This window comes from Pseudoalteromonas sp. MBR-15, assembly GCF_053628915.1.
In genome coordinates this window covers 184,605-206,177 of record NZ_JBRJHH010000003.1, presented here as the reverse complement: position 1 = coordinate 206,177, position 21,573 = coordinate 184,605, and the positions used below count along the sequence as shown (strand labels likewise).

The window sequence follows — 21,573 nt, the reverse complement described above, 5'->3', positions numbered from 1 at the left end:
TAAATGCATAACGCGCGTTTTTATAAGGATAACTAACATGAAGTTACTGAAATATGTAGCCTGTGCAGCGACTTTGGCGTTGCTCAACGGCTGTTCGGATGAGGCTGCGTCAGTCAGTTTAGGGCTATTTACGACTAAAGATATTAAAGTTGTATCACAACAAGACCCACTTATTAGCGGTGTAACCTGTCATATTAGTCATATTGAGGCGAACCTCGATTTTGCCGATCCATCGGATATGTCGATATCGTGTCGTCAAACGGGACCAATTACTGCTCAGCAGTTACAAAGTATCGATCGTAGTAAATCTGGTGACGTGGTGTTTAAGTCATCGAAAAGTATTTTATTTAAATCGTTAAAAGTCCGTCGCATTTATGATGCGCCAACGCGTACTTTATTGTATCTATCTTATTCAACCAAAGAGTCAACAGGCAGCCATCATCACGCCTTATCTACGGTGCCTTTGTATAATACCGAAGCATGGCAGTGGGCACTTTCACAAGAGTAAATTATGTTAGCACTATTTAAATCAGCCCCATTAGTTGATGAACAAGAACAACAATGGTTAATAGACACGTTTATGTGGGCTGTTGAGCACTTTGACAGCGATTACTTTTTAAATCAGACACAAATAATTTTGCCGAATAGTCAGTTCTTTCCTGACAGTGTGTCTAGCATTGAAGACATGGCAAAAAAGGTATTTGCCCGCGTTGTTGATTATGCCGGCATGCAAGCGTGGCCAGTTAATTTGGTCTCGCCCTCGCAATTAACACCACAGGTATTTCCTCATTTTGCGTTTCAAGACTCATTAAGAGGAGAGAGTGCAACGCTTATGGTACCTGCCAATCATTTGATTAATGTGTCGTTTAACCAAAATCAAATTAACCAACCACAAGATTTAGTGGCGAGCTTTGCTGGTACGTTGGCAACCATATTGATTCATCATGTTGGCGTGTTACCGCCAGGTGGAAAAGATTTTTTACCACAGGCCAGTGATGCACTTGCGTGTTATTTAGGGTTTGGGGTTATGATGAGTAACACGGTCTATCAGTTTAAAGGTGGATGTGGGTGTGGTTATAATCCGTATGCAAATCGTCAGGCTGCATTAACAGAGCCTCAAACGTTATTTATGCATGCACTGGTCACGCACTTTAAAACAGACAATCAAACTAAAAAATATTTGAAACCGCATTTACGTAGCCAATATAAAAAAGCACAAAAGCAGATAAAAGCCTTTATTAATGATAGCGCTAATCCTTTGCTACTTGCTTTAGATGAACAAAAAGTAGGTTAGTTAGCACGTGCAATATGTTGATGAATTTTTATTAATTGCTGTGGCGCATTTTTTTGCTGTGGCAAGCCCCGGCCCTGATTTTGCAGTGGTGCTTAAACAAAGTATTCAACAAGGGCGTAAAAATGCGCTTTGGACTAGTGCGGGAGTGGGCGCGGCAATACTGCTGCATATTGGCTATTGTGTTTTAGGCGTGGCGCTTATTTTGTCACAATCACCCAGCTTATTTATGGTGCTTAAATACGTGGCAGGTGCATATCTAGCTTATTTAGGCGTACACGCAATTCGCAGTGCTAAGCCCGCTCACACTGATGAACAAACACTCACTGAAACTGCACCTGAATCCTACTTCAAAGCGTTTCGACGGGGCTTTTTTACTAATGCGCTTAATCCTAAAGCGACATTATTTTTTATGTCGTTATTCACACTTGTAATTAGCCCAGATACGCCAGTTGGAGTGCAAGCTAGCTATGGGGTGTATATGGCTGTGGCTACTTGGCTGTGGTTTTCATTTTTATCACTGGTGCTTTCCAAGGCATCGGTTCGCGCATTTTTTTTAAAGCGTGGTTATTGGTTTGATAGAGGCATTGGTGTGGTGCTAATTGCCTTAGCCATTCGTGTAGTCGTGTGAGGTGATTATGACAGTATATAACTTTTCATTTGGGTCAAACATGTCGTCAAGTCGTCTATTAGCTAGGCTGCCTGAAGCAAAGCGTGTCGGGACAGCGGTATTGAAAGGCTACGAACTGACGTTTGATATGGTGAGCACAGATGGCTCAGCTAAATGTAGTATTCGTCAAACCCACGAGCCTGAAGCGTTAGTTTATGGTGTGGTGTATCAGTTAAGTTTAGCTGAAAAAGCGATATTAGATGAAATTGAAGGTCCACGATACGATTGTGTTGATGTGTGTGTAGAACTGGTTGAAGGTGAGCAATTGACAGCGCATTGCTACATTGCCAATACATTAGACAGCGCGTTACTGCCATTCGACTGGTATCTTCAGCATGTTCATCGCGGCGCACTTGAAGCTGGCGTGCCAAATCATTACAGTGAAGCTATCCTATCGCGAGACAGTCGCGATGATCCAGATAAAACCCGAGCAGCGAAAGAGTTCGCTATTCATAACAATAAAAATCACCAAGGTACATTATGACATTCCGTAAATTAGCCGTAGCAGCTGCGCTGTTAACTAGCTGTGCATTTAACAGCTATGCCGATATCGACACGAAAAAAATAGAAAAAGTTATTGAAACCTCAATGGCACGTTTTGATGTACCGGGGATGGCTGTTGCGATTGTTGAAAATGACAAGGTAGTGCTAGCTAAAGGCTTTGGTATTGCGAACCTTGATACCGGTAAAAAAGTGAACAAAGACACGTTATTTGGTATCGCCTCTAATACAAAAGCGTTCACGGCAGCCGCGTTAGCAAAACTGATTGATGAAGGTAAGTTAAATTGGGATGACAAGGTGATTGATCACCTACCTGAGTTTCGTTTATACGATTCGTACGTGACCCGAGAAATGACCATACGCGATTTATTAAGCCATCGCAGTGGCCTTGGTTTAGGCCAAGGCGATTTAATGATCTGGCCTGACACGGATAAATCGATTGATGAGATTATCGCAGGTCTAAAATATTTAAAACCGGCAAGTAGTTTTCGCAGTAAGTATGCGTATAACAATTTAATGTTTGTTACGGCAGGCGAAGTCGTTGCACGCGTCTCAGGCATGAGCTGGAATGATTATATCGAAAAAAACATACTACAACCCCTTGCGATGGAGAATTCACGAGCAGGTTTTTCACGCATTCCTAAAAGCAATAAAAACTGGGCAATAGGCCACATTCCGATGGATGGTCAGTTACACCCATTTTTCGTTAATTACTTAGAAGATTTTCGTGGTGCAGGTGCAATAGCATCCAGTGTAAACGATATGAGCCAGTGGCTACGCACACAACTTGCTCACGGAAAAATGCCTAACGGTGAGCAACTATTCACAGAAAAACAACAGCAGCAAATGTGGCATCCACACATTACTTCACTGGCATCAAAAAGTGCCTATGACATGTATCATCAGCAATTTAGAGGTTATGGCTTAGGGTGGAGTATTGAAGACTTTCATGGAATTAAAAAGCTAGGCCATGGTGGGGGGATTCTTGGCATGGTTTCGCAAGTAACGTTACTCCCAGAGAAAAACCTTGGGATTGTCATTTTAAGTAACCAGCAAGCATTCAGTGCATTATCAGCTGTGACTTACGAAGTATTGGAAGATGCCCTTGAACTTGACGATAAAGATTGGGTGGAAGAGTTAGCGAAAAAGCATTTTGAGAACAAAGAAAAGGCCTACGCGAACGCTACGCCAGAAACCCCCGCTGATTATCAACCTAAACTGCCTAATATTAATTACACAGGCACATTGCATGATAACTGGTATGGCGATGTAATAATTGAAGAATTAAATGGTCAACTACGTATTGATTTCACTCATACCAAACGTTTAAAAGGTCAGCTTGAGCATTACACGGGTAATACGTTTATTGTTAAATGGGATGAGAAGCTGCTTGAAGCAGATGCGTATATCGAGTTCCAAATGAACCCCGATAACCGTGTCAGTAGCGCGACAATGCGTGCCGTTTCGACCGAGGTCACTGACTTTAGCTTTGACTTTAGAAACCTCGATTTACAGGCTAAAAAGTAAACCAAAGTCGCAAAGCCGCCACATGGCGGCTTTGTTATAATCGGAGAAAATTGTTCAAGGAGCATGTTATGAGAACGGCTGTTATCTCACACCCAATGTGCCGTAAACACAAAATGATAGAAGATCATCCAGAGTGTCCAGCACGATTAGATATGATCACTGATCGCTTACTGGCAAGCGGTGTTGATATTGCGGTAACTCATTTACAAGCGCCCAAAGCCACCCGGAATGACTTCTTACGTGCTCACGATGAATCCCTTGTTCGGCATGTTGAGCAAACGATTCCAAGCTCAGGCCTTGCTGAACTAGATGGTGATACATGGTTATGTCCCGACTCGATGAAAGCCATTGAGCGAGCTGTAGGGGCGGGCATACTTGCGGTTGATGAAATTCTTGCTGATAACATTGATGCGGCATTTTGTTCTATAAGACCCCCTGGCCATCATGCTAACCGCACCACTTCTGCAGGGTTTTGTGTCTTTAATAATTTAGCAATTGCGGTTAAGTATGCCCAAAGTAAAGGGGTTCAGCGCATTGCAATTGTTGATTTTGATGTCCACCATGGTAATGGTACGCAAGACATCTTTTTAGACGATGAAAATGTATTATTTTGCTCTTTGTTCCAACATCCTTTTTATCCGAATACGGCTGTTGAAAATAATCAAACTCTGGTTAATTCCCCCTTGCCAATTGCCAGTGATGGTAATGATTTAAAAGCTGTTTATCTTGAGCAATGGCTTCCTAAATTGACTGAATTTCAGCCTGAGTTATTATTCATAAGTGCGGGATTTGATGCTCATTTAGAAGATGATATGGCAAGCTTAAAGTTTGTAGAAGATGACTATGCATGGCTAACATCTCAGCTCGCTGAGCTGTGTGAGCAACAACACTGCCGGGGTATTGTGTCTTTTTTAGAAGGGGGATACGCTCTTTCTGCATTAGGTCGCAGCGCCGTTGCTCATGTAAAAGCGCTGGTGGATGCGCCCTAAGACTCCAGCAGTGAAAATGCTTGTTGCGTGGTCAGTCTCGTTACCTTACTGAGACAACAAATACCTTCTTGAGTTAAATGTTGCGTTACGCGCTTTGCCAGATCTGTATCACTCAATGGGGCGAGTTGGTTATTATTTAAGTCAAAGTGCTGGCCGTTTTTGGCTATTAAAATGACCTGATTTTTTTGATTTTCATCTAAATTAAATAAGAAACTCTCCAGATCACTCTCATCTTTTAAGTAATCCAACTCCTGCTGTGCGCAGATGATCAAGGGAAATGATTGGTGCATTTATTGTCCTGCATCAAAGCTACATAGGTTGAAATGATTATAATTGCTAACTCCTTTCAAAACTAGGTAAGTTTGCTTATGAATCAACCAAGACGCCATCAAAAGGTCGGTGATGTTTTCTCGCAAAAGCTGGTATCGTGCCCTGCGCATACTCCGCTGGTTGATGCTGTGCGGTTGATGCATGTTCATAATGTAACGGCTATTTTTGTTAAACACGAACAATCAATTGTCGGTATTTGGACCGAAGCTGACTGCTTGCAGGTAGACATTACCAGCCCTGTTTTTAAAGATGTGGCGATTCACGAGGTGATGTCGGCGCCAGTTGTTTCTGTGCCAAGTCAGTGCTTGCTGAGTGATGCGACATTGCGTTTTCAGCAACATGGGATTCGTCACTTGTTGGTATTGGATAACGATAAGCAGCCCGCGGGAATGCTCAGCCTTTCTGATATAGTTCATAATCAAGGGCTTGATCATTATTTACAGTTTAGACCCATTCATGAGCAATACCGCACCGATTTAGAAATTGTGGACTCAGCGATGTCTATCGAAGGCGTGGTTGAGATTATGCGCGCGAAGCGCCTTGAAAGCGTTCTTGTTTATAATCAAGCGTTAGACATTCATGGCATTATTACGCAGCGTGATATTGTTGGGTTGATCATTCAAACTGAATGGCTCAATCCTTGTTGGCAGTATGCAAGTTATCCATTGATTGAAATTGATAGTGAAAGCAGCCTATTTGATGCGTACCGATTGATGTCTGATCGAAATGTACGTCATCTTGTTGTGAGAGATACCGATATTTGTGGCGTTATTTCATTTGCCGATTTGATTACTGAAATTGAATCGGCTTATTGCTGTGAATTAGAGCGTGCAATTGAACAACGCGACATTGCACTACAAAAGTCTCAGCGTAACTTATTCCTTGCTAATAAGATTATTGATGCTTCACTCGATGGCATTATGCTGACTCAAAGAGACGGCACGATTATTCAAGTAAACCCCGCGTTCACAAAGCTAACAGGTTTTGCTGAGCATGAAGTCATCGGCAAACGGCCGAGTATTTTAAGTTCTACAAAACACAGTCGTTCTTTTTATCAGAAAATGTGGCATGCCATTGAGTACGACGGAGTTTGGCAGGGAGAAATTTGTAACTGCAAAAAAGGGGGGGAAGAGTTTGTTGAGTGGTTGACCATCATTAAAATTAAAGACCCTAATGTTGATGAAATTCTTTACGCTGCTATTTTCAGTGATATCACGGAGCGTAAGCGCGCAGAAGAAAAGATTTCACAGCTTGCCTATTACGATGAATTGACCGGTCTGCCTAATCGACGCTTATTTAATGACCGGCTTTCAATCGCATTAAGTGCGGCTAAGCGAAACGATGATCTACTCGCTGTGATGTTTATTGATTTAGACCGCTTTAAAGAAGTCAATGATAGCTTAGGGCATGATGCTGGCGATAACTTATTAGCGCAAGTTGCAGATCGTATTTTATCTATTCTCCCCCAAGGAGACACTCTGGCGCGTTTAGGTGGCGATGAGTTTGTATTGCTGTGCGAAGTGAGCCGTGTTGAAACTTTATTGGGCTTCGCAGAGCAAGTATTACAACAAGTCAGTATGCCACTATTAATTAATGAACATGAGGTTGCGATTACTGCTTCAATCGGCGCGGCTGTTTACCCTGATGATGGCGTTGATAGTGCTACGTTGCTTAAACATGCCGACATAGCGATGTACCGTGCTAAAGAAGTCGGACGAAACTCATTTCAGCTCTTTAAGCCCGCGATGAATGCACGTTCTTTAGAGCGTTTAGCGATGATGAGTCGTTTACAAAATGCTATCGAAAGCGATGAATTCGAATTGTACTTTCAGCCTAAGCAGCATTTAAATAGCGGTAAAATATTAGGCGTTGAGGCATTATTACGCTGGCAAGAGCCGAGTTTAGGTGTGATATCGCCTGCCAAATTTATCCCTCTTGCAGAAGAGCTTGGTTTAATTGTTAAGCTTGATTTATGGGTGATCGAGCAAGCCTGTAAGGAATTAACCAAATGGCGGCAATATGATATTGAGGCAGGCCGTTTAGCGATTAATATTTCGGCCAATCATTTACGGCAGGGGTTGCTGGCATCTAATGTTGCGCGTTTACTTGAACAATATGATGTAGACCCCCGCAAGTTAGAAATTGAGCTAACAGAAAGCTGCTTTATTAGTCATTTTAGTGAAGCGAAGCAAGAGTTACTCGCACTAAAAAAACTCGGTGTGCATATTACGCTTGATGATTTTGGCACGGGGTATTCTGCGCTAAGTTATTTAACCAAGTTACCCATTGATACATTGAAAATTGATGCCAGTTTTATCGCTAAAGTGCCGGATGAATATGGCAATAGTGAGATTGTAACTGCAATAATTACGCTTGCAAAAAGTCTAAGTATTCATGTGGTTGCTGAAGGCGTGGAGAAAATAGAGCAGCTAAACTATTTGCAAATGCTTAACTGCGATACCATCCAAGGGTATTACTTTTGCCGCCCCATAGCGAAGCAGCAATGGTATGACTTTTATCTTGCTAAAGCCCAGAGTGCTTAACCCAGAGTGACTTCATAAGACGTAAATTTACGAATATTAATGACGCCAGTATCAAAAATGAGGTACTGACCTTTAATACCTTGAAGTACGCCAGATACCTCAGGGTTTTTATCAAAGTTAAAAGAGCTAACCTTTGTCGGATACTCGCTAACAGGGTAGTCTAGTTCAACAACGTCTTCGTTAAGTTTTTCAATGGCTGTTGCACCAAAAAGCGCTGCAAGTTCAGAGAGCTTAGGCTCTATTTGCGGAATAAGTTCTGCAGCAGCAGCTTTTAAATCGATGACTTCTGATTGGCCTTTTAACATGTTTCGCCAGTTCGTTTTATCGGCGATAAACTGTGCTAAAGCAACTTCAACAAGACCCGATTGAAGTCGAGTTTGCACTTTAAAGATAGGAAGTGCTTGGGTCGCGCCTTGGTCAATCCAACGAGTGGGGATTTGCGTGTGACGGGTAATACCGACTTTTAATCCAGAAGTGTTTGCTAAATAGACATAATGAGGGATCATGCAGTTTTCTTCCCCCCATTGTGGCTCGCGGCAAGTCCCTTTATCAAAGTGGCATGTTTCTGGTTTCATAATACACATATCACAGCTAGCGAGCTTACGCATGCATACAAAGCAGTGACCTTGCGAGTAACTTTTTTTGGTTTTCTTGCCGCAGTTGCTACAAAAAATATTGCCTGTAAAAGTCAGTGTCAGTGTTTTGCCAATGTAATCATTTAAAGAAACGAGTTCATCACCAATTGGCAGGTGGTATTGAACGGGTGCAGCGTGCGACGATTTTAATTTGCGAAGTGTGCCTTGCATCTTTACATAGCCCCTAAAGATGTAAAAAAGGCTAGTGTAACATGCTCTATTTAGAATGTGTGGCAATTAACGACAGGTACTCATCGAATGGAATCGCTTTGCTGTAATAAAAACCTTGTCCTTGGTCGGCGCCCATTTTAATTAATAACTGTTCTGTTGTTTGATCCTCAATGCCTTCAACGGTGATATTCATATCCAGGTTATGAGCCATATCAATGGCTGTTTTAACGATAACTTGGTGTGTCTCGTTGTTGGTAAGGTCGAGAATAAATGACTTATCAACTTTAATGGTACTAAATGAATAATTAACTAAATAATTCAATGAAGAGTAGCCTGTGCCAAAGTCATCAAGAATCACTTGGCTTCCTAATTTATTTAATTCATTTACGAAACGCACCATATCAGTGTGATTTTTTATCAGTGCAAATTCAGTTAACTCAAATTTTAACTGCGCAGCAGAAACCCCGTGCTTTAAGATACTGTTTTCGATTTTTTCGATTAATTTAGGGATGGCTAAATTTTTAGCACTTAAATTCACACTAATCGTGTGATCGTAATAGCCTTGTAGATTCAGTTTTGCCACTGTCTGACATGCTTTTTCGATAACCCATAAGCTTAGCTCGTTGATAAGGCCTGTGCGTTCAGCGAGTAAAATTAGTTGCTCAATATCAAGGTGCTTATCGGCTGATGGCCAGCGCAATAGCGCCTCAGCACCCACGATAGTTCCGGTGCGTAAATTGACAATGGGTTGCAAGTAAATGGCGAGAGAATTGCTGCGAATCGCATGTTGTAAAGACACCGCTAAACTTAAATCCATGTCGATATGTGGGGCGGTTGTATCTGTATTTTGGTGCTTTTGTGACAGCCCTAAATAGCCGCGTTGTAACCAAGAGTCAAAACCATCATTTTCCACAGGTTCTGTAATACTGAAGCGGTAGTAAAGCTGTAAATCTAGCCCTGATATTTGATACTGCTTTGGCAGTTGTTTGCAAAGCGTATTGAGTTCTTCGTTGAGCTCGTCTTGCGGTTGAATTTTGGTTGAAACAAAAGCCAGTATGCCGTTACCTAAATCGGCTACCTTTGGGGCGGTATCCAGTGAGGATTCTAAGCTTATAAACTGTCTTTGTTTGCTAAGTTGGTGCTCTAAAGATTTAGCAACCGTGGTAATGATATGACTGCTTTGGGTCGGATTTAAAATGCTCATTAAGGCATTAAACTGCTCGATTTTTAACAAGCATAAGTTGGCGTTTCTATGCTCATTTATCATTCTCATGTAGGCTTGCTTTAACATGGCCTGATTAAGTAATTTTGTTTGCTGCGAATGAGTCGCATGATACAGCGCTTTCTCTCGTTGGTACCGTACACGGTCGGCCAAAGCCATTGCCATTAATACGATCTCGCATAAAATCGCAATTAAAAATAGGTGGCGAGTTGCAAAACTGTAAGGGATAAAACCCGTTAATTCGAGTGGTTGTACAGCAGCACCTATTATTAACGGGACCCATGACATCACATAAAACTTTGCCCAACGAAAGCCACTCACGAGCTTTTTGTAAATCATGCAAATACATAAAATATACAGCGGCACCATTAAGGCAAAGAAAATCTTTGACGAATGGTACTCCAACATAAAGAAGCTAATTAAGCTAAAACTGAACAGTAAGGCTAAAAAGCTAATGCTGAGTTTGTAGAGCCGACAGTTGTCTTTGTGGTAACGCAAAAACATGGTGCAAAATGCGACCGTGAAAAAGGCAATGGCATAGTTACTAAAAACGACGTGTTCATTAAAAAATAGTTGCCATGAAAGAGGCCATAAATAAAAACCAAAACCCAGTACTGAGCCCATAAGTAATAAGGCTGAAATGATATAACCAATGTAAATTAGGTAAACACGGTCACGAATACCAAAAAATAACACTAAGTTATAAAGGGCCGCCATGATAAGCACGCCAATAAATATCCCCCAAATCCCCACTTGTGAGCGAATGAGGTGTTGAAATTCGTTTTTACCATAAATTTTGATGGGTGTTTTGCTGATACCAACCGTATCAATTTTTACAACCAGAGTTGTTTGTTCGTTAGCCTGTAATGTGAGTAACGCATGAGGCGTACTGTACTGAAATAAGTTAAGCCCCGTAACTTTATCGCCTAATCTCGTTTTTTTGATCAGCTTTTGATCAGCATCCAATTCAAACAGGGTTAAATAGTCAACCATGGGATTGTCGAAGTGGATAAATAAATCAATTGCTTTCGATTGTCTATTTTCCAGGTCTAGCTTGAGCCAGTAATCTTTTGCCGCTAAATCCCATTCTATGTACTCAAAGGGTTGCTCAATTAATTTCTTTGGCTCAGAAAGGAACTCTTTAAGGGTTAATGATTCAGTGTCGTCAATACGGTAAGCTGTGTGGGTGTATACAGGCGCTGTTTTATCAATAGTATAACGAGTAGGGCTTGCAAGATGAGTCGACAAAGTCGTGATGATAAAAAACAAAGTTGCAAGAATAAAAAATGAAACAAAATGATATTTCAGCGCTTTATTATTCAAAATGGGTTCTTTAACAAATTAATACTTTACTACAGTGTAGCATTAAAAAAGCGCAGTTAAACTGCGCTTTTTTCACAAGGGTACAGGTTCGACCTTAATGCTGTTCACGTGCAATAGCACGGTAAGCGATGTCGGTGCGATACTCCATACCGTCCCAGCTGATTTGCTCAACTAGCTTATACGCGCGTTGCTGTGCTTCGGTTACCGTATTACCTAGTGCGGTTGCACATAATACGCGACCACCCGCGGTTACAACCGCATCACCATCTTGCTTAGTGCCAGCATGGAATACCTTTTCGCCTTCAGGGTAATTAACAAGTAAACCGTTAATTGCATCACCTTTCGGGTAATCACCAGGGTAACCTTTCGCTGCAAGAACAACACCCACTGCTGCACGCGGATCAAATTCAATGCTTGTTTTATCTAATTCTTCACGGTTAGCCGCTTCAATTAATTCAACAAGATCTGATTTCAAACGCAGCATCATTGGTTGTGTTTCAGGATCACCAAAACGACAGTTATACTCGATCACTTTTGGTGTACCGTCTGCAGTGATCATTAAACCTGCGTACAAGAAACCAGTGTAAGGGTGGCCTTCTTGCGCCATACCTTCAACCGTAGGGTTGATCACTTCATTCATAACACGTTGGTGAATTTCATCTGTAACAACGGGGGCAGGTGAGTATGCACCCATACCGCCAGTGTTTGGACCTTTATCGCCATTGTAAGCACGTTTGTGGTCTTGGCTTGTGGCGAATGGCAATACGTTTTTACCATCAACCATGACGATGAAAGACGCTTCTTCACCTTCTAAGAACTCTTCGATAACCACACGGCTACCCGCTTCACCAAAGCTATTACCAGCAAGCATGTCGCGGATAGCTTCTTCAGCTTCGCTCTCAGTCATTGCAACAATAACACCTTTACCTGCCGCTAAGCCGTCTGCTTTAACAACAATTGGAGCGCCTTTTTCTTTTAAATAAGCAAGAGCAGGGTCAATTTGTTCAAATGTTTGATAATCAGCTGTTGGAATATTGTGTCGTGCTAAAAAGTCTTTCGTGAATGACTTTGAGCCTTCCAGTTGTGCCGCACCAGCTGTAGGGCCGAAGATAGCAAGACCGTGTTCACGGAATGTATCAACAACACCCAGTACCAATGGCACTTCAGGACCTACAATGGTGAGCTCTACAGCGTTTTCTTTTGCAAACGTAACAAGACCTTCAAGGTCTTCAACATTGATTGCAACGTTTTCAAGTTTTGGCTCTAGTGCCGTACCAGCATTACCTGGCGCAACGAATACCGTGTTTACTTTACTATTTTGAGCAGCCTTAAACGCAAGTGCGTGTTCGCGGCCGCCACTGCCGATGACAAGTACATTCATGGCGAAATAATCCTATTTAAAGCGGTTTTTTAAACTTCAGCGTCATGCGGTCACTTTCACCAATCGCTTTATATTTTGCAGCGTCTTGTTCGTCAAGCGCTAAGCGTGGTGGCAATGTCCATACCCCTTTAGGGTGATCTGCTGTGTCGAGTTGGTTTGCATTAATGTCACTAGTTGCTACCAGTTCAAAGCCTGCTTGTTTTGCAATATCAATTACATAGCTTTGTTTCATATAACCTGAAGATTTCTGATCGTCATCACTACGAGACTCAGGAAGGCGATGTTCAACAACGCCTAGTGTGCCACCAGGTTTAAGTGCTTTATAAAATGCTTTAAATGCACTTAAGGTGCCTTCTTTCTCTTTACCCATGTACCAGTTGTGTACATTTCTAAATGTGAGTACTAAGTCAGCACTGCCGGCTGGGGCAATATCAAGGTGAGTAATGGGAGCAAATTCAGTAAGTTTCACTTCACTAAAACGTGCATCATCGCTCATCTTTTTCTTAAAACCCGCTAATGAACGTTGATAATAACCGACTTCTGAATCAGCTGGGAAATGTGCCGCGTAATAGACGCCATGACCTTTTACAGCCGGCGCTAAGATTTCGCTGTACCAACCACCACCAGGGGCAATTTCTACCACTGTCATTGTCGGTTTGAAACCAAAGAATTCAAGGGTTTCAATAGGGTGGCGATATGTATCGCGCGCGCTGTTTTTAGCGTCACGTTCACTTGATTGTACAGCACTTGTAAGCGCTGATTCATGGCTGTGACTGAGTGCGTGTGCAGATGCAAGTGCTAGGCTTGCAACAAGTAGCGATTTTACGGCAAATTTCATCATCTATTCCTTCATTTTTAGGGTTATTAATAATCAGAATACGTGAATTAGTAGCAAACAAAAAGGGTTAAACAATTTGCTTAACCCTTTATGTAATTAGTGGCGGAAATGGCGCATACCAGTAAATACCATTGCCATACCCGCTTCATCAGCTGCCGCGATAACTTCTTCATCGCGCATTGAACCACCAGGTTGAATAACCGCTGTGATACCAGCGTCGCGAGCTGCATCAATACCGTCACGGAACGGGAAGAATGCATCAGATGCCATTACAGAGCCTTTTACTTCAAGGTTTTCATCAGCTGCTTTAATTCCTGCAATTTTCGCTGAGTAAACACGGCTCATTTGGCCGGCGCCTACACCAATAGTCATACCGTCACGAGCGTAAACAATTGCGTTTGACTTAACGAATTTTGCAACCTTCCAGCAGAATAATAAGTCTTTTAATTCTTGCTCAGTAGGCTGACGCTTAGTAACAACTTTAAGGTCACCTTGGGTTACCATACCTAAATCACGGTCTTGAACTAAGATACCACCATTAACACGTTTGATATCGTGACCAGTTGTCTTGGCAGACCATTCACCGCATTCTAATAAACGTACGTTTTGTTTAGCTGAAACGATCTGTGCTGCAGCTTCTGATACTTTAGGAGCAATGATAACTTCTACGAATTGACGAGAAACAATCGCTTCGGCTGTGTCTGCATCTAGCTCTTTATTAAAAGCAATGATGCCACCAAATGCTGATGTAGGGTCAGTTTTGAATGCACGGTCGTACGCTTCAAGAATATTTTCACCGATAGACACACCACATGGGTTCGCATGTTTTACGATAACACAGGCGGGTACGTCGAATTCTTTAACACACTCTAATGCAGCATCCGTATCTGCGATGTTATTGAATGATAATGCTTTGCCTTGAAGTTGTACTGCAGTTGCAACAGATGCCTCTGCAACGTCATTTTCAACATAGAAAGCAGCATCTTGGTGCGAATTTTCACCGTAGCGCATGTCTTGCTTTTTAGTGAATTGCATGTTGATTGTACGAGGGAATTTAGTCTCTTCAGCAGCTTCCTCTGTATAATCAGGAACCATTTTGCCGAAGTAGTTTGCAATCATACCATCGTATTGTGCTGTGTGCTCATACGCAGCAATCGCTAGGTCAAAACGTGTTTTATACGTTGTTGAGCCATTGTTGCTTTGCATTTCGCTGATTACACGGTCATAGTCTTTCGCATTAACAACGATAGTCACGTCTTTGTGGTTTTTCGCTGCAGCACGCACCATTGTTGGACCGCCGATATCAATGTTTTCAATTGCATCTTCAAGGCTGCAGTCTTCTTTCGCAACTGTATTTGCGAAGGGGTATAAGTTAACTACAACGATATCGATAGCAGAGATATTGTTCTCGCTCATTACATCTTCATCTTGGCCGCGACGCGCAAGAATGCCGCCATGAATTTTTGGATGAAGTGTTTTTACGCGACCATCCATGATCTCAGGGTGACCAGTATGGTCAGATACTTCAGTGACTTTAATGCCATTATCAGCAAGTAATTTGCAAGTACCGCCTGTTGATAAAATATCTACGCCTTGAGCTTCAAGAGCGCGAGCAAATTCAACGATACCGGTTTTATCTGACACACTTAATAGTGCGCGACGAATTGGACGATGTGTATCCATTGTAGTTTTGATTACCTCAATGTTTGAGCTAGCTTAGAAAGGCGGTATTTTAACTGAATATTGCTGAGAAAACGATGTTTTAAGCGTGAGGAATTTGCATAGTTTTTAACGGTTATAAAAAAAGCACCTTAAGGTGCTTTTTTGTCGAGTATGCAGTGACCCACATACTCGCGTTGTATTGGATTGGTAACCTATTAAAACGACAAGGCGTTAGAATGATTACGATTTCAATATAACGGTATTAGTTCATGCCATATTTTTTAAGCTTCTTACGTAAAGTACCACGGTTGATACCTAGTAAGATTGCTGCACGAGTTTGGTTACCACGCGTGTACGTCATTACTTCTTCAAGTAATGGTGCTTCTAGCTCAGAAAGAACAAGGTCGTATACGTCTTGTACGTCTTGACCATTAAGTTGCTTCAAGTAGTGATGAACCGCTTTTTTCACTGCATCACGCAACGGCTGTGGTTTCTCGTGTGACTGTACATGAGGGTTTGTGATAAATGGAGAAGTCACGTTTTGTTCGAACATCGTTATATGTCTCTTTCTTTCTTAGTTAGCTGCTAGTGTTTTAAAGTATTGCTCTAATGCGTCGACTTGTGCCTGTGGGTTATCTAACGCATTAAATACTCGCCTAAACTGACCGTCACTGTCATGGGTTTGCAAATACCAAGATACATGCTTACGAGCGATACGCGCTCCCATTGGCTCACCGTAAAACTGATGAAGGTTTGCTAAGTGCTCCATCAAAATGCTACGCACCTCTGCAATTTCAGGTGCTGGCAAATGTTCTCCAGTTCGCAAATAGTGGTCTATCTCCCTAAATATCCAAGGGCGACCTTGGGCGGCTCGACCAATCATAATGGCATCTGCACCCGTATAATCCAAAACCTGTTTTGCTTTTTCTGGTGATGTAATATCACCATTGGCAACGACAGGGATCGACACTGAACGTTTAATATCCCTAATCGTGGCGTACTCTGCTTCACCTTTGTACATACATGCGCGCGTACGCCCATGTACAGCCAAAGAAGCAATGCCATAACGTTCAGCTATTTTCGCAATCTCGACACCATTACGGTTATCCTGATCCCATCCAGTACGGATTTTTAAGGTGACAGGGACATCGACAGCATTAACAACTGCATCGAGTATCTCTTCCACTAATTCAGGAAACTGTAATAAGGCTGAGCCTGCGAGTTTCTTATTCACTTTTTTAGCTGGGCACCCCATATTAATATCTATGATCTGTGCACCGTTGCTAACATTGAATTGTGCTGCCTGTGCCATAAGCTCAGGATCGGCTCCGGCAATCTGCACCGAGCGAATACCCGATTCACCGCTGTGATCCATACGGTTCATCGACTTTTCGGTTTTCCACACTTTTGGGTTTGACGAGAGCATTTCAGATACCGCAAGCCCCGCACCTAAGCGACGGCAAAGTTGTCTAAATGGTCTGTCTGTAATGCCTGCCATTGGCGCGACAATTACGTTGTTCTCAAGTTGGTATGAACCGATACGCACTGTTATTCAATAGGCCTCTTTTCAAGGGGCGCTAAGTTTACGGCTTTTTTTGCAAAAATCAAAGGCTATAAATTGAACAAAAGTGACTTTTTTTTGCCTATTTTGTATTGACTTTTGATAACAGTTTGACGGGCGGGTTGATTTGTTTGTTATTTAACCAGAAAAAAATTCACGTGAAAATAGATAACAAATTGAAGAGTGTAAAAATAAGGTAAAGCCTGTTAAATACTGGCTTTACCTATTAAATGTTCAGATGTGTATTATGACTTTTTGGTACCACTAACACGTGTCCATTCACCTTCAACAGCCATCTCGTCAAGTGCTAAAAACGGTGCGTAAACATCGGCAACAGATTGTGCTTGTTCCTCTAAAATACCCGACATAGCAATTTTACCGTTGGGCTTTAATAGTCCCAAAATGACTTCATGAAGCTCTTTAAGAGGTTGTGCTAAGATATTCGCAACAACCACATCAGCACTAAAATCAGGTTGATCTTCAGGTAAATACACTTCGAGCTTGTCTGCAACACCATTGCGCTCAGCATTATCGCGACTGGCCTCAATTGCTTGAGGATCAATATCGATGCCGATCATACGTTCAGCACCTAATTTGATCGCTGCAATTCCTAAAATACCTGAACCACACCCGAAGTCGACGACCGTTTTCCCGGTTAAATCTTGGCTTTCTAGCCACTTTAAGCATAGCGCTGTCGTTGCATGTGTGCCCGTGCCAAAAGCAAGACCAGGATCAAGCAATACATTGACTGCATCCGGTTCTGGAATATCACGCCAGCTTGGACAAATCCATAAGCGCTCACCGAACTTAATCGGGTGGAAGTTATCCATCCACTCACGTTCCCAGTCTTTATCTTCAAGTTGCTCAATTTTGTATACGAGTTTGTCTGCGAGCGTCGGTTCAGCCTTAAGTACGGCTACGACGCTGTCCATATCATGATTAGCATCGTATAAACCAATCACCGTGGTATCAGCCCACAGTTGTACTGTACCAAGTTTTGGTTCATAAATAGGGGTGTCTTTCGCATCAACATAAGTAACCGATGCGCTGCCAGTGTCCATAAGTAAGTCGCTGATCATCTCGGCATTATCAGCGTTTGCATTTATGCGAATTTGGATCCAAGCCATGGTCGTCTCTCAAATAGAAAAAAGGCCGCAACAGCGGCCTTTTAGTTAATATATTAATAATGCTATTTATTTAGCATCTAAGAAGCTTTTTAGTAGGTCTGAGCGAGAAGGGTGACGTAATTTACGTAACGCTTTCGCTTCAATTTGACGAATACGTTCACGTGTTACGTCAAATTGTTTACCTACTTCTTCTAAAGTATGGTCGGTGTTCATGTCGATACCGAAACGCATACGCAGTACTTTAGCTTCACGTGCTGTTAGACCTGCTAATACGTCATTGGTTGCGCCTCGAAGAGATTCCATTGTTGCAGAATCAATTGGCGAATCAATGGTTGTATCTTCAATGAAGTCACCTAAGTGCGAATCTTCATCATCACCGATAGGAGTTTCCATCGAAATTGGCTCTTTAGCGATTTTAAGTACCTTACGAATTTTATCTTCAGGCATTAACATACGCTCAGCTAACTCTTCTGGGCTCGGCTCACGGCCCATCTCTTGTAACATTTGACGAGAGATACGATTTAACTTGTTGATCGTCTCAATCATGTGCACAGGAATACGGATGGTACGCGCTTGGTCAGCAATTGAACGCGTAATTGCTTGACGGATCCACCATGTTGCATAAGTAGAGAACTTATAACCACGGCGATATTCGAACTTATCAACCGCTTTCATTAGACCAATATTACCCTCTTGGATAAGGTCTAAGAATTGTAAACCACGGTTGGTGTATTTTTTCGCAATTGAAATTACAAGACGTAAGTTGGCTTCAACCATTTCTTTCTTTGCACGGCGCGCTTTAGCTTCACCAATGCTCATTCGACGGTTGATATCTTTAATACGCTCAATGCTTAAGCCAGTGCTTTCTTCAATTGCAGATAACTTGCTAATACAACGAATTATTTCTGGTTTTACTTCTTCAAGTGCTACTGAGTACTTCTCGTTTGCAGCAATTTCAAGATCAATCCAAGCAGTGTCTGTTTCGTTGTTAGCGAAGTGCTTCACAAAGTTTTTCTTTGGTAGCTTCGCAATTTGTACAGCTTGCTTCATGATAAGACGTTCTTGTACACGAACGCGATCCATCATTTCACGCATGTTGTTTACCATGCGATCAAACTGTTTAGGAACTAGTTTAAATGTTTTAAACAGTTCACCGATTTCAAAAATAGCAGCTTGTGAATCAGGGTGTGAGCGGCCTTTTGCTTCGAATGTATCGCGTGCTTTATTGTAAAGCTCACGCAAATGTTCGAAGTGGACACGTGCTTCTTCAGGATCTGGACCTGTGTCACCATCTGCATCATCATCGCTGTCATCATCGTCGTCGTCGTCGTCATCGTCGTCTTCGTCGTCGAGCTGCTCTTCATTTAGATCTGAACCGATGTGAGTCGCAGAAATTTGTGATTCGTCTTCATTATTAGGATCAAAGAAACCAGAAATAATGTCGCTTAAGCGCATTTCTTCTGCTTCAAACTTGTCCCATTGCTCGAGTAGATATGTAATTGCTTCAGGGTATTCAGCAACAGAAATCTGAACTTGGTTGATACCTTCTTCAATACGCTTGGCGATAACAATTTCGCCTTCACGTGTAAGTAGCTCAACAGTACCCATTTCGCGCATGTACATACGCACAGGGTCAGTCGTTCGACCGATCTCTTTTTCTACAGTCGCAAGTGCAGCGGCCGCGGCTTCTGCTGCGTCTTCGTCTGTCGTTGTTTCTTGCATCATTAATTCATCGGCATCAGGCGCGTTTTCACTTACCTTGATACCCATATCATTAATCATGCTAATGATATCTTCTACCTGATCTGAGTCGATAATGTCTTGTGGAAGGTGATCATTAACTTCTGCAAAAGTTAAATAACCTTGCTCTTTACCTTTTTGAATCAGAAGCTTTAATTGTGACTGAGGAGTTGGATCCATAGAGATTTTTTCTTCCACTCTGAAAGTTGATACAACAGGCGCCAGCTCGCTTAAAAAATAAGCGACACGAAAACTAACTAGACGCAGTGAATAGCACAGTATAACAGCTTTATTCAATTCTGACTAGCTGTTGCTGCCTTTTAACGCTTGCGTCAGTAAGTGGCATTCTAGCCGTTCTTCGCTGCTTAAGCCTTGGGTCTTGTCTTTTATTAATAGGGTCTCTAGTCGATAATTTAAACACTGGTCTTCAATAAATTTAAAAGTATTTTTGAAAACTGTCTCTAAACGATCGTCATTTATTTGATGCTGCCAAGTTGCTAATTTCACTAATGCATCATATTCAGCGCTATCTCGGAACGATTCTAAGATTTGCGCGGTTGTAATACCATGTCGTTCACGTGCTAAATGCTGTATCCGTAAAAATAGCTCAATGCCGGCAATTTTCATTTCAGCAAGTTCAGGCATGTAAGCGATGCTCGTGGCTAGATTCGGATGCTGCAATAAAATACCTATAGCTTGACGCATCGGCGTTATTTTAAATTTACGCTCAATTGCATGTTGCTGCTTTGGGGTTTTAACCCGATTACTCAATTGCTCTCGTGTACGACCAATTAATCGGCCCAAATGTTCCAGTATATTTTCTTGGTAAAATTCACTCGGTATTTTTTCGATTAAAGGTAAGGCATCACTGAGTAACTTTGCTTTGCCAGCGTCTTTAGTTAGGTCAATCTCTTGGCTTAGCTTGCTGAACAACACTTTGCTGAAATCATCGGCCTCTGCTAGGCGTGCTTCGAATGCCTCTTTTCCTTCTTTTTGTACCAATGAGTCGGGGTCTTCACCGTCAGGTAAAAAGACAAATTGAAGTGATTTGCCATCAGCTAGATAAGGTAGGGCATTTTCGAGTGCGCGCCATGCTGCATCACGACCCGCTCTATCACCATCATAGCAGCATATCACTTTATCAGTGGTTCTAAACAAGGTGTGCATGTGCTCAGCTGTGGTTGCTGTGCCAAGTGCTGCTACAGCGTATTCAATGCCTTGCTCTGCTAAGGCAACCACATCCATATACCCTTCTACAATTAAAATATGTTCAAGTTTCTTATGTGCTTGTTTCGCTTCGTATAAACCATAAAGCTCAAAACCTTTGTGGAAAATACGTGTCTCAGGAGAGTTAAGGTATTTTGGACCTTGATCGGCTTGCATCACGCGACCACCAAAGGCAATAACCCGGCCTCGCTTATCACGAATAGGAAACATGAGCCGATCACGAAAAAAGTCAAATTGGCGACCCGGCGACTTTTCAGACGCGAGTTTTAGCTCAATTAATTGCTCTTTTTGCTCTTTATTTCGGCCTAATTGCTGGCACAGTGCTTCCCATTCACTTGGCGCATAACCAATCATGAACTTTTTAGCAGTTTCACCGCTTAGGCCACGGCCTTTTATGTAATCAATTACCGCTTTTGAGTTGCTATGGTGTTTTAATTGGTGCTGATAAAAACGGGCGGCATGAAGCATTAAATCGTAATCGGAACGTTTTTGCTCGGCGGTACGCTGTGGACCTGAACTAGTGCCTTGCTCACGTGGTACGTCTAAATTTAGAATACTAGCCAGCTCTTCAATAGCATCAACAAACTCTAATTTGTCGTACTCCATGACAAACGAAATGGCATTACCATTCGCTCCGCAACCAAAGCAGTGGTAAAACTGTTTATCTTGAGAAACAGTAAATGACGGGGTTTTTTCGTTGTGAAAAGGGCAACATGCTTGGTAGTCTTTCCCGGCTTTTTTTAGGCCAACTTTTGAATCAATTAGCTCAACAATATCTGTTCGTGCGAGCAAATCATCAATAAATTGTCGAGGGATTTTTCCGGCCATAGCTGTT

At 42.1% G+C, this 21,573-nt stretch carries 18 protein-coding genes; 7 read left to right on the top strand and 11 right to left on the bottom strand.

What is annotated here, in order from left to right:
- Positions 1-37 precede the first annotated feature (37 nt).
- The 6 genes from ACSSVW_RS05970 (at position 38) to ACSSVW_RS05945 (ending at position 4,978) form a co-directional block, all read left to right on the top strand.
- Entirely contained in the window at positions 38-508 is a 471-nt protein-coding gene (locus ACSSVW_RS05970; protein ID WP_075594074.1) for a CreA family protein, read from the top strand.
- Positions 509-511: 3 nt separating this feature from the next.
- Positions 512-1,294 carry a hypothetical protein gene (locus tag ACSSVW_RS05965; protein ID WP_421419291.1) on the top strand — a complete coding sequence of 261 codons (783 nt, stop codon included), beginning with the start codon at positions 512-514 and terminating at the stop codon, positions 1,292-1,294.
- Positions 1,295-1,301: 7 nt separating this feature from the next.
- The gene (locus ACSSVW_RS05960; protein ID WP_036971052.1) at positions 1,302-1,922 is read left to right on the top strand and encodes a LysE family translocator; all 621 of its coding nucleotides are present in this window, start codon (positions 1,302-1,304) and stop codon (positions 1,920-1,922) included.
- A gap of 7 nt (positions 1,923-1,929) precedes the next feature.
- A complete protein-coding gene (locus tag ACSSVW_RS05955; RefSeq protein ID WP_036971050.1) occupies positions 1,930-2,445 on the top strand; it encodes a gamma-glutamylcyclotransferase family protein in 516 nt (171 codons plus the stop codon).
- Positions 2,442-3,989: a serine hydrolase gene (locus ACSSVW_RS05950; RefSeq protein WP_065978128.1), complete on the top strand. Its 1,548-nt coding sequence runs from the start codon at positions 2,442-2,444 to the stop codon at positions 3,987-3,989. Before ACSSVW_RS05955 ends, ACSSVW_RS05950 begins: the two co-directional genes overlap by 4 nt.
- Before the next feature lie 68 nt (positions 3,990-4,057).
- A complete protein-coding gene (locus tag ACSSVW_RS05945) occupies positions 4,058-4,978 on the top strand; it encodes a histone deacetylase family protein (protein ID WP_036971046.1) in 921 nt (306 codons plus the stop codon).
- Here ACSSVW_RS05945 and ACSSVW_RS05940 read toward each other — a convergent pair.
- A complete protein-coding gene (locus ACSSVW_RS05940) occupies positions 4,975-5,268 on the bottom strand; it encodes a DUF4144 family protein (protein ID WP_036971045.1) in 294 nt (97 codons plus the stop codon). The two genes, ACSSVW_RS05945 and ACSSVW_RS05940, sit on opposite strands and share 4 nt — an antisense overlap.
- A gap of 78 nt (positions 5,269-5,346) precedes the next feature.
- Between ACSSVW_RS05940 and ACSSVW_RS05935 the strand changes: the two genes are divergently transcribed.
- Positions 5,347-7,851, top strand: coding sequence for an EAL domain-containing protein (locus ACSSVW_RS05935; protein ID WP_196857585.1), 2,505 nt, complete (start codon positions 5,347-5,349; stop codon positions 7,849-7,851).
- On the opposite strand, the gene ACSSVW_RS05930 is transcribed toward ACSSVW_RS05935, so the two are convergent.
- The 10 genes from ACSSVW_RS05930 to dnaG all read right to left on the bottom strand — a co-directional run bounded on the left by ACSSVW_RS05930 (position 7,848) and on the right by dnaG (position 21,566).
- Complete coding sequence (locus tag ACSSVW_RS05930) at positions 7,848-8,657, bottom strand: DUF2797 domain-containing protein (RefSeq protein ID WP_036971040.1); 810 nt, start codon at positions 8,655-8,657, stop codon at positions 7,848-7,850. The genes ACSSVW_RS05935 and ACSSVW_RS05930 overlap by 4 nt on opposite strands.
- Positions 8,658-8,703: 46 nt before the next feature.
- Positions 8,704-11,202: an EAL domain-containing protein gene (locus ACSSVW_RS05925; protein WP_454179011.1), complete on the bottom strand. Its 2,499-nt coding sequence runs from the start codon at positions 11,200-11,202 to the stop codon at positions 8,704-8,706.
- A gap of 94 nt (positions 11,203-11,296) precedes the next feature.
- Positions 11,297-12,583 carry a phosphoribosylamine--glycine ligase gene (purD, locus tag ACSSVW_RS05920; RefSeq protein ID WP_036971033.1) on the bottom strand — a complete coding sequence of 429 codons (1,287 nt, stop codon included), beginning with the start codon at positions 12,581-12,583 and terminating at the stop codon, positions 11,297-11,299.
- A 16-nt stretch (positions 12,584-12,599) separates the two neighbouring features.
- The gene (locus tag ACSSVW_RS05915) at positions 12,600-13,421 is read right to left on the bottom strand and encodes a class I SAM-dependent methyltransferase (protein WP_454179044.1); all 822 of its coding nucleotides are present in this window, start codon (positions 13,419-13,421) and stop codon (positions 12,600-12,602) included.
- Between the two features lie 96 nt (positions 13,422-13,517).
- On the bottom strand, positions 13,518-15,104 hold the full coding sequence (gene purH, locus ACSSVW_RS05910; RefSeq protein WP_065978124.1) for a bifunctional phosphoribosylaminoimidazolecarboxamide formyltransferase/IMP cyclohydrolase: 1,587 nt from the start codon (positions 15,102-15,104) through the stop codon (positions 13,518-13,520).
- A gap of 241 nt (positions 15,105-15,345) precedes the next feature.
- Positions 15,346-15,636 (bottom strand): DNA-binding transcriptional regulator Fis, encoded by a 291-nt coding sequence (gene fis, locus ACSSVW_RS05905; RefSeq protein ID WP_002957804.1) that lies wholly within the window; start codon positions 15,634-15,636, stop codon positions 15,346-15,348.
- A 21-nt stretch (positions 15,637-15,657) separates the two neighbouring features.
- Entirely contained in the window at positions 15,658-16,629 is a 972-nt protein-coding gene (gene dusB / locus ACSSVW_RS05900) for a tRNA dihydrouridine synthase DusB (protein ID WP_036971025.1), read from the bottom strand.
- A gap of 260 nt (positions 16,630-16,889) precedes the next feature.
- Positions 16,890-17,771, bottom strand: coding sequence for a 50S ribosomal protein L11 methyltransferase (gene prmA / locus ACSSVW_RS05895; RefSeq protein ID WP_454179010.1), 882 nt, complete (start codon positions 17,769-17,771; stop codon positions 16,890-16,892).
- A 66-nt stretch (positions 17,772-17,837) separates the two neighbouring features.
- Positions 17,838-19,691, bottom strand: coding sequence for an RNA polymerase sigma factor RpoD (gene rpoD / locus ACSSVW_RS05890; protein ID WP_036971019.1), 1,854 nt, complete (start codon positions 19,689-19,691; stop codon positions 17,838-17,840).
- A gap of 123 nt (positions 19,692-19,814) precedes the next feature.
- Entirely contained in the window at positions 19,815-21,566 is a 1,752-nt protein-coding gene (dnaG, locus tag ACSSVW_RS05885; RefSeq protein WP_036971774.1) for a DNA primase, read from the bottom strand.
- Positions 21,567-21,573: the final 7 nt, after the last annotated feature.

Bases quoted from the DNA above. Each gene is read 5' to 3' on its own strand.
- ACSSVW_RS05950 (WP_065978128.1), top strand. From the start codon at position 2,442: ATGACATTCCGTAAATTAGCCGTAGCAGCTGCGCTGTTAACTAGCTGT.
- ACSSVW_RS05945 (WP_036971046.1), top strand. From the start codon at position 4,058: ATGAGAACGGCTGTTATCTCACACCCAATGTGCCGTAAACACAAAATG.
- ACSSVW_RS05915 (WP_454179044.1), bottom strand. From the start codon at position 13,421: ATGAAATTTGCCGTAAAATCGCTACTTGTTGCAAGCCTAGCACTTGCA.
- ACSSVW_RS05965 (WP_421419291.1), top strand. From the start codon at position 512: ATGTTAGCACTATTTAAATCAGCCCCATTAGTTGATGAACAAGAACAA.
- ACSSVW_RS05970 (WP_075594074.1), top strand. From the start codon at position 38: ATGAAGTTACTGAAATATGTAGCCTGTGCAGCGACTTTGGCGTTGCTC.
- purD (WP_036971033.1), bottom strand. From the start codon at position 12,583: ATGAATGTACTTGTCATCGGCAGTGGCGGCCGCGAACACGCACTTGCG.
- ACSSVW_RS05935 (WP_196857585.1), top strand. From the start codon at position 5,347: ATGAATCAACCAAGACGCCATCAAAAGGTCGGTGATGTTTTCTCGCAA.
- fis (WP_002957804.1), bottom strand. From the start codon at position 15,636: ATGTTCGAACAAAACGTGACTTCTCCATTTATCACAAACCCTCATGTA.
- dnaG (WP_036971774.1), bottom strand. From the start codon at position 21,566: ATGGCCGGAAAAATCCCTCGACAATTTATTGATGATTTGCTCGCACGA.
- purH (WP_065978124.1), bottom strand. From the start codon at position 15,104: ATGGATACACATCGTCCAATTCGTCGCGCACTATTAAGTGTGTCAGAT.
- prmA (WP_454179010.1), bottom strand. From the start codon at position 17,771: ATGGCTTGGATCCAAATTCGCATAAATGCAAACGCTGATAATGCCGAG.
- ACSSVW_RS05930 (WP_036971040.1), bottom strand. From the start codon at position 8,657: ATGCAAGGCACACTTCGCAAATTAAAATCGTCGCACGCTGCACCCGTT.
- ACSSVW_RS05955 (WP_036971050.1), top strand. From the start codon at position 1,930: ATGACAGTATATAACTTTTCATTTGGGTCAAACATGTCGTCAAGTCGT.
- rpoD (WP_036971019.1), bottom strand. From the start codon at position 19,691: ATGGATCCAACTCCTCAGTCACAATTAAAGCTTCTGATTCAAAAAGGT.
- ACSSVW_RS05940 (WP_036971045.1), bottom strand. From the start codon at position 5,268: ATGCACCAATCATTTCCCTTGATCATCTGCGCACAGCAGGAGTTGGAT.